We start from the raw sequence: 7,742 nt of genomic DNA, 5'->3' as shown, positions 1-7,742 counted from the left end.
CTAAAGCTTACGCTACATCCAGCGCCGTATTCAGAAACCCGACCCACGGCCGCGCCGCCCGGATGCCCGCCACCACGCGCTCGATAAAATCAGGCCGCAACGTTTCCTCATCCGAAAACAGCCGCCCCACGCCGTAGCTTTTCAGCTTCAGCCAGGGCAGCTCGGGGTCATCGGCGGCGTAGCCGCGCGGCGGGCGCGTAAGCTGCGGCGCGCTCCTATCCAGCCCGTTGGGGAAGTGCGCCAGCAGCTCCGCATCCTCAATGCGGCGGTGAAACTCGTCGCCGCTGTAGTGGATTTCCTGCCGGATGGCCGCCAGCTCGGCCGGGGTAGGGGTGAAGCGCCCGGCCCGCAGCCACGAGTGGCCGCCGGGGCTCAGGGCCAGGTAGTAGCCGGCGCGCTCGGCGTGCCGCCCGCCCGGCACCAGCCCCGAGCCAAAGCGCCGCTTATACGGCTCGGGGTCGGTCTGGCTGCGGTCGTTTTTATGCAGCCGAAACATCACCTGCGCGGGCGTGAGCTCGGCTAGCTCAGGCGCCACAGGCGTGGCCTGGCGAATGACTTCGGCCACGAGGTCGGCGAAGTGGTCGCGGGCGCGCACGTAGTCGGCGCGGTGCGCCTGCATCCAAGCAGTGTTGTTATTGGCCGAGAGGCGGCGCAGAAAATCCAGTACGAAGGCGTTGTCCACTTTAGGAGTTATGAGTTTTGAGTCGTGAGTTTTGAGTTGAGAAACGAGAGTTTATTGACTTTGTAACTCAGAACTCACGACTCAAAACTCATAACTCAATGATGTCGCCCACCCGCACCAGCCCGCTGGCGGGGCCGGTCACGTTCTGGCCAAACATGGTTTTATTGCCCACCTTGCGGTAAGTAGCCAGTGTGCGCAGCGGCTCGGTGGCCGGGTTTTTCTCGGCCGTGGCCTGGTCGATGGTCGTGACGACGCAGCGTCCGCACTCGCGCACGGCGCGGAAGAACTGGCCCGCGATTTGAAAATCAGCCCATTGGCGCTCGGCGTCGGCGGGCAGGCCGCGCACTACCAGGTTGGGGCGGAAGCGGTCCATCGGTACGGGCTCGGCGAGCTGGGCATTGAGCTTTTCTAGTGATTCCTCGCTGGCCAGCAGGTAGGGGTAGCCATCGGCGAAGCTCACGAGCGTGCCGGGCGGGTTCAGCTCGGGCTTGTCGGCGTCTACATCGCGGCGCACCATGTCCGACATATACACCAGCTTGCAGGCGCGGCCCAGCGCCTCGCTCAGCCAGGCATCGGCCTCGGGCGTGCCACGCCAGGCAAACACCATGTCGTCCCAAATCGTGACGAATAGCGTCTTGTCCGGCGCAGCCTCGAAGGGAATATAGAGCGGCAGCAGCTCGGGCCGCTGGCGGTGGCGCAGCAGGAAGCCATTGTAGGCCGGCTCCACGGCCAGCAGCGCCATTTCGGCATGCTCGCGCTGGGTCAGAAAGCGGTTGCGCTCGTCTACTATCAGCCAGCGGCGGTCGTGGCGCAGGCCGCGCGGCGTGAGCTCGGCGGCCGGCAGGCTGATGCCGCCCAGCGACTTGACGGGGTAAATGAAAATACCGGAAAGCGTAATCGCAGAAGAAAGGGCGGACATGCCGCAAAGGTCGGGAGGAGTTAAGAGTTTTGAGTGCTGAGTTTTGAGTTATGTTTTGTGGGGTAACTCAAAACTCAGCACTCAAAACTCTTAACTCTTCTCAGTGTAGCGCCCGCTTCTTCACCATACCGCCTTTGGCGTCGTTCACGCTGTGCATGATGATGAAGGCGCGGGGGTCGATATGATTGACCTCGGTCGTAACCTGGGCCACTTCGAGGCGCGTGACGACCGTGAACACGATGTCGATGGGGCTGGGCTGCTCGCCGCGCGAGCCGTAGCCGCGGTGCCCGGCGTACACCGTAACGCCCCGGCCGAGGCGCTCGGTGAGCGTGCGCCGGATTTTGTCGCTGTGCTCCGAAATGATGGTAACGCCCGTGTATTCTTCGATGCCGCTGACCACAAACTCAATCGTTTTGGAAGCGGCCAGGTAAGTGAGAATGGAGTAGAGTGCCGTGGGTACATCGAGCACTACCGCCACCACGATGAAAATCAAAATATTGAGCACCAGTACGAAGTCGCCTACGCTGAGGCTGGCTTTGCGGCTCAAATACACGGCTAGTATCTCGGTGCCGTCGAGCACGCCGCCACCGCGCATGGCCATCCCAATGCCCGCGCCCAGGAAGAAGCCCCCGAACACGGCAATCAGCATCTTATCCTGCGTGATAACCGGGAAATGCACGGTTTCGAGCACCACGGCCAAGGCTAGAATCGCCAGCAGCGCCCGCACGGCGAAGCCTTTGCCCATCTGCCGGAAGCCCAGCCACACGAAAGGCAGGTTGAGCACTACCAGCAGCACCGACAGGGGCGGGTCGCCGGGCAGCAGGCGGGCGGCGAGCAGCGAAATCCCGGTTACACCGCCGTCGAACAGGCCGTTGGGCAGCATGAATGCCTCCAGCCCCAGCGCGGCTGAGGCCACGCCCAACGCCAGGTACACGGCATTGCGCAACTCTTCGCGCAGCCGCGACTCGCCCGAGGGCGCGGCGTGGGGGTCGGGGGCATCGGCGATGACCGGGTGGCCGGTGAGGGCGGCGGCGGCGGCTTCGGCCGACATCTCGGGCGCGGCGCTGGCGTGCAGCTGCCGCAGGCGGGCTAAAATCGATAAATGAGCAATCATAGCACTAGCTTACGCAAAAAAGCAGGCTTGCGCCGCGCCTTTATTGCTTTTTGGCGGCTTCTTGCTGCAAGGCCAGCTGCACGGCGGCGTACAAATCGACAATGCCACCCGTGGCCGAAAGCGTGTAGAAATCAGCCTTTTTACCTTCCTGGCCGGGCACCAGCACCTGCGTGTGGTGCACCTGCGCCGACTCGCGGATGATGCGCTTCAAATCGACCGCCGTGAGGCTGGGAAAGTACGACTTGAGCACGGCGGCCACGCCCGCCGTGACCGGCGAGGCCATGCTGGTGCCGCTCTCATTACCGTATTTGCTACCCGGCAAAGTCGAGAAAATGGCCACGCCGGGCGCGAACACGTCAACCTGCCGCTTGGAGTAGTTGGAAAAGCTGGCGGGCAGGTTCTCGTCGTCGGTGGGGCCCGAGGCACCCACGGTGAGCAGGGTAGTGGGCACCGCGCCGTTTAGGTACAGCGAGGCCGGGAAGTTGGAGTAGGTATCGAGGTTCTTGTTCTCGTTGCCGGCGGCGTGTACTAGCAGCACGCCCTTGGCCTCGGCGTACTTGTAGGCGGCTTCCACAGCCGGGCGCTGAGGCGAAAATTCCTTGCCGAAGCTCATGTTGATAATCTGCGCGCCGTTGTCCACGGCGTAGCGAATGGCGTTGGCCACGTCCTTGTCGCGCTCGTCGCCGTTGGGCACGGCGCGCACGCTCATTACGCGCACCGGCGCGCCCGCAATGCCCTGGATGCCCAGGGTGTTATCGCGCGCCGCCGCGATGATGCCCGCCACGTGGGTGCCGTGCAGGGCGTCGGGGCCGGTTACGTCGGCGTTGCCGTAGTAGCGCTGCGTCACATCGTCGGGGTTGTCCTGCACGATGTCGGCGCGCGGGTTGAACTTGGTGTTCAAGCCAAATTCGAGCTGCTCGCGCAGCTCCTTGCCGCCATTGGTCATGTCGGCCACCAGGGCGTCGGTGTCGGCCGCGCCGCTTTCCTTCATAAACTGGTAGATGGGCGCGAGCTGCGGCGTGGCGGCGGCGGCCTTGCGCATCACGGCGGTGTCGATTTTCTCCGTGCCCAGCTGGGTTTTGAGCATGGAAAACATCTGCGTCATCGGGCCGCTCATCTGGTCGAGCTGCTGTACTTGCTCGGTCAGCTCGGCTTTCTTGGCGTCGTAGGCTTTTTTGGCCTTGATGTATTGGGCGTAGTCAGCCTTGTCGGCGGCCTTAATCTGGGCGGCCGTTTTGCCCGCGAAGCGCGGCCCGAGCTTGGCCACTACGCGGGTTACTTCCAGCGTTTCGGTGGAGATGTTGCGCCCATCCTTGCCTCCCAGGAAGTTCCAGCCGTGCACGTCGTCGATGTAGCCGTTTTTGTCGTCGTCGATGCCGTTGCCGGGAATCTCGCGAGGATTGCGCCAGAGCACGGGTTTCAAATCCACGTGCGCCGTGTCGATGCCCGAGTCTATCACGGCCACTACTACGGCGGTGGGCACGCGGCCTTTCAGCAGCTCGGCGTAGGTGCGGGTGGCGCCCACGCCGGGCGTTTTATCGGCCTGCGGGTCGCGCAGGTACCACTGGGCTTTGGCGGCCTCCTCCACGGTGGGGCCGGTGGGGGCCGCCTGGCTGGGGGCCGGCTTGTCGATAACGACGGCGGCGGGCGGGGCCGTCTGGGCCACGGCGAGCGTGGCGGTGAAGGAAAGCGAAGTGGCCAGCGCCAGGCGCGGCCCAAAGGAAAGGCGGGTGGAGAGCATCAAAAAGAAGTGAATACGGCGCAAAGAACGGCCGCCTGCGGATAGACGAGCGCGGGCGGCGCAGTGTTGCGCGGGTGAGGCAGTCCCGTAACTTCGCCAGCCTTAGAAAAGCTCACTTATGCGCGCAGTATTCTTTGTTGGCTTGATAGTAATAGTAGTATCCGCTGGCTGCGAAACCCGGCAGCAGGTAGCCACCACGCCCGTGCCACCAGCAGCGATAAAGCCGCCCGCAGCCCAAGTCGCATTACCCTCGCCCGGTGCCTTCCGCCCGGCCCCTGATACGCTGGACGTAAGTAGCCAGGAATACATGGATGCGCTTGATAAGTCCGTGCTCGATACCCTGCTCAGCCTGGGGCCGCGCCACTACCGCCTGCGGCTGCAAGCAGTGGCCGACAGCAGCCACGAACTGCGGTCGCCCTCGCCTAGCGTCGATTCAATGGTGGTCGGGGCCAAACCCAACGGCGATTTTATCTATGGGGTAAAGCATTACTACGATGTTCGCTACATCATTACGCTGCTCGATTCGGCCGGGCGGCGGCAGTTTCAACGCACCTTCACCAAGCCCGCTTTCTACCAAATGGTGGGCCGCGAAGTGGTGCTGCGTAGCGAGCCTGTTCGGCCGGCCTTTGTTGGCTATAATGCGCCGCGCCAGTGGCTTCTATTGCGGCAGGAGTTTGGGGTAGAGGGCACCGACTGGGGCGCGGAAGTTTTTTTGGCCCTCGACCTGAAGGGCCGCACCCAGCGCCTCACCCCCAGCAATGGCTACGGGGGTGGGGGCTCCGACTGCCGCATTCAGCAGTCGCCCAGCGGGCAGGCCGTCATTACCTGCGAGGAGCTCTTGCTACCTGGTGGCCGGCATCAATCGCTCACCAAGCCCCGTACCGAGCTGATAGCCGCCCGCTTCCTGAGCGATACGACTTTGCTCACCGTGTACGAGTACGTGACGACGCGGCGCGTGCAGTACGACGGCGTGTGGGGCAACGAAAACTCCCCCAACCCCCGCCGCCGCCACCTGCCCAATGCCTTTGTGCTGTCGGCGCGCACGGGCCAGGTGCTGGCGAGCTTCCGCTTCGATGGGGCCATTGAGGCATTGGGCTACCACTTGCCGCGGCTCTACGTGTGGCAAACCAAGTCGTATTACTTGCCCGATGAAGAACGGCATCTGCTGCGCATACTACCCAGGGATAAGCCCCAGCTTACTTCCCAAATCGACTACCACAAGCTGCCCGTTTTTAAAGCGCCCAGGCAGCCTCAGGAGTTGAAAATAAACCTGAGTATGGGGGGCGATACCTCGGCCATCTACCTCAATACCGCCACGCACAAGATGCGCTACTATGAGGCCGTCGAGCATAGGTAATACCCGCTACACCTCCACTACCTCGCCCGTGCCGAAGTAGTAAATAAGCCCGCGCACCTCCACGTAGCCGAGCTCCCGAAACAAGCGGGCGTACTCGCGCAGGCGGGTTTTGTCTTTTTCCTGGGGCGGGGGCAGCTTGAAATCGAGCATGGTGACGGACTGCGTGGCGCGGCTAGTGCCTGTGCCGAACACGAGGCGGTCGGGCTTGTAGGCGCGGTGCGTGTGCCCGCCGATGAGGATGGGGCGCTCCGTTTCCACGGCCAGCCCTTCGGCGAAGTAGGGGGCCAGGCGGGCGTCGGCCAACAGGGCTTGCAGGCGGCTTTCCAATTCGGGTTTTTCGGGCTGATTAATAAAGCCTTCGGTCGTGAGCTGCCGCAGCACGCGGGGCAGGTCGGCGGCCAAGAGCAGCCGCCGCAGCGCGTAGTGCAGCTTGCGGTTCAGTTCGCCCTGCGCCTCCTTCTCGTCAAAATCGAATACCGTGGTGGCGTGGCGGCGCAGCTTGAGGCGCTCGTGCCAGTCGGTAGAAACCAGATTTTCTAAAGGGAATTTGGTTTCTGATTTTAGGTGTTGGGTGTTGGGTTTCAGGTTTTGAGGGCCTTGGTTGAGGATGGAGCTGGTAGTGTCGGGCTGCCAGCGGCCGAGGTGGCGCAGGTAGCCGGCGAGCAGGTCAGCCACGTCGCGGGCGGGGCCTTGCAGGGCGGCGGGCTCGGGGGCGGCGGTGGTCAGGGGCAGCTCGGCGGCGGCCTTTTTGGGCTCGGCAGGGCTTCTGCTGATGACGTAGAGCCGGTACCGGGGCCGGGTAAAAGCCACGTAGAGCGTGTTGAGGCCGTCGAGCAGGGTTTTTTCGCGCTCCTCTACGTCCTGCGCGGCCAGGGGCGTGTAGGTCAGGGCTTTGTTGAGGCGCACCACGGCCACGTCGGGCAGGCCGGGCAGGGGCTTGTCGGCGGTTTCGAGGCGGCCCCAGAGCATGGTATCGGTGCGGGGCACCAGCGCCCAGTCGGCAAACGGCACGATGACGATGCCATACGCCAACCCCTTGGCCTTATGCACCGTCGTGATGGTGACGGCATCGGTGCCGCCCGGCGCGTTGATGCTCAGCGCGCCCTTGCGCTCGTCCCAATAAGCCAGGAAGTTGCCGAGGTTATTGCCGTATTTCAGGCTGTATTCCAAAGTCAAATCAAGAAAGCGAAACAGGTAGTCGCTTTCCTCATTGGCCCCCAGCAGCCCAAAGGTGCCGATGAGCTTTTCGGTCAGCTCATACAGCCCGAGGTTGCCCGTTTTGTCTTCCTCCACGTCGAAGCCCAGGCTACGCAGCTCCTCAAAAAACGGCTTGCCGCTCTCCTTATCATTGGCCACGGTGGCGATGTGCCGCGCCCGCGCCGGGGTGGGCGGCAGTCGCCGCACCACCTTGTCGAGCAGCAGCAGGGCCTCGGCCCGCGCCAGGGTATCGGCGCTCTGGTGCAGCACCCGCATGGTGGCCACCAGCAGGTTCACCACCTCGGCAAACTGCAAAGCCAGCGAATCGGCCGAAATAATGGGAAAGCCGCGCTCCTTCAAAAACTTGGCTACCAGCCGGCTTTGCCAGCGCGTGCGGCACAAAATGGCCACGTCGCGCAGCGCATAGCCATCGGCCCGCGCCTGCTCGATGAGGTGCAGCGCCAGGTAGCAGGTGCTTTCGTTGTAGTCGAGCACCGCCTCGGCGGGGTAGCCGGGGAGGGGTTCGGCCAGGTACTGGCCGAGGGTAGGGGAGTAGGGGCGGGCGGGGGTGTCCTTGTTGGTGAAGAGCAGTTCGACGTGGCCAGCCGGGGGGACCTCACCCCCCCGGCCCCCCTCTCCAAAAAAGAGGGGGGAGCCGACCGCTGGCGGACGTTGTTGGGCGTCAGGCTCCCCCTCTTTTTTGGAGAGGGGGCCGGGGGGTGAGGTGCCCCG

At 63.7% G+C, this 7,742-nt stretch carries 6 protein-coding genes; 1 reads left to right on the top strand and 5 read right to left on the bottom strand.

All coding sequences use genetic code 11. The features are described 5' to 3' along the window. Positions 1-7 precede the first annotated feature (7 nt). From VFO93_RS02360 to VFO93_RS02345, 4 genes are all read right to left on the bottom strand, one after another. Complete coding sequence (locus tag VFO93_RS02360) at positions 8-682, bottom strand: DUF2461 domain-containing protein (protein WP_325132706.1); 675 nt, start codon at positions 680-682, stop codon at positions 8-10. A gap of 88 nt (positions 683-770) precedes the next feature. Continuing rightward, on the bottom strand, positions 771-1,601 hold the full coding sequence (locus VFO93_RS02355) for an MOSC domain-containing protein (RefSeq protein WP_325132705.1): 831 nt from the start codon (positions 1,599-1,601) through the stop codon (positions 771-773). 100 nt (positions 1,602-1,701) lie between these two features. Further along, entirely contained in the window at positions 1,702-2,715 is a 1,014-nt protein-coding gene (locus tag VFO93_RS02350; protein ID WP_325132704.1) for a YitT family protein, read from the bottom strand. A gap of 40 nt (positions 2,716-2,755) precedes the next feature. Next, on the bottom strand, positions 2,756-4,456 hold the full coding sequence (locus VFO93_RS02345) for a S8 family peptidase (protein ID WP_325132703.1): 1,701 nt from the start codon (positions 4,454-4,456) through the stop codon (positions 2,756-2,758). A gap of 142 nt (positions 4,457-4,598) precedes the next feature. On the opposite strand from VFO93_RS02345, the gene VFO93_RS02340 reads away from it, so the two are divergent. Then, the gene (locus VFO93_RS02340) at positions 4,599-5,813 is read left to right on the top strand and encodes a hypothetical protein (RefSeq protein ID WP_325132702.1); all 1,215 of its coding nucleotides are present in this window, start codon (positions 4,599-4,601) and stop codon (positions 5,811-5,813) included. A 6-nt stretch (positions 5,814-5,819) separates the two neighbouring features. Here the strand turns inward: VFO93_RS02340 and VFO93_RS02335 are convergent. Then, a partial coding sequence (locus tag VFO93_RS02335) for a 3'-5' exonuclease (protein WP_325132700.1) occupies positions 5,820-7,742 on the bottom strand: 1,923 nt, incomplete at its 5' end.

Source organism: Hymenobacter sp. (genome assembly GCF_035709525.1).
Lineage (GTDB): Bacteria > Bacteroidota > Bacteroidia > Cytophagales > Hymenobacteraceae > Hymenobacter.
The sequence above is the reverse complement of the archived record's forward strand: the minus strand, read 5'-3'. Positions and strand labels throughout refer to the sequence as shown.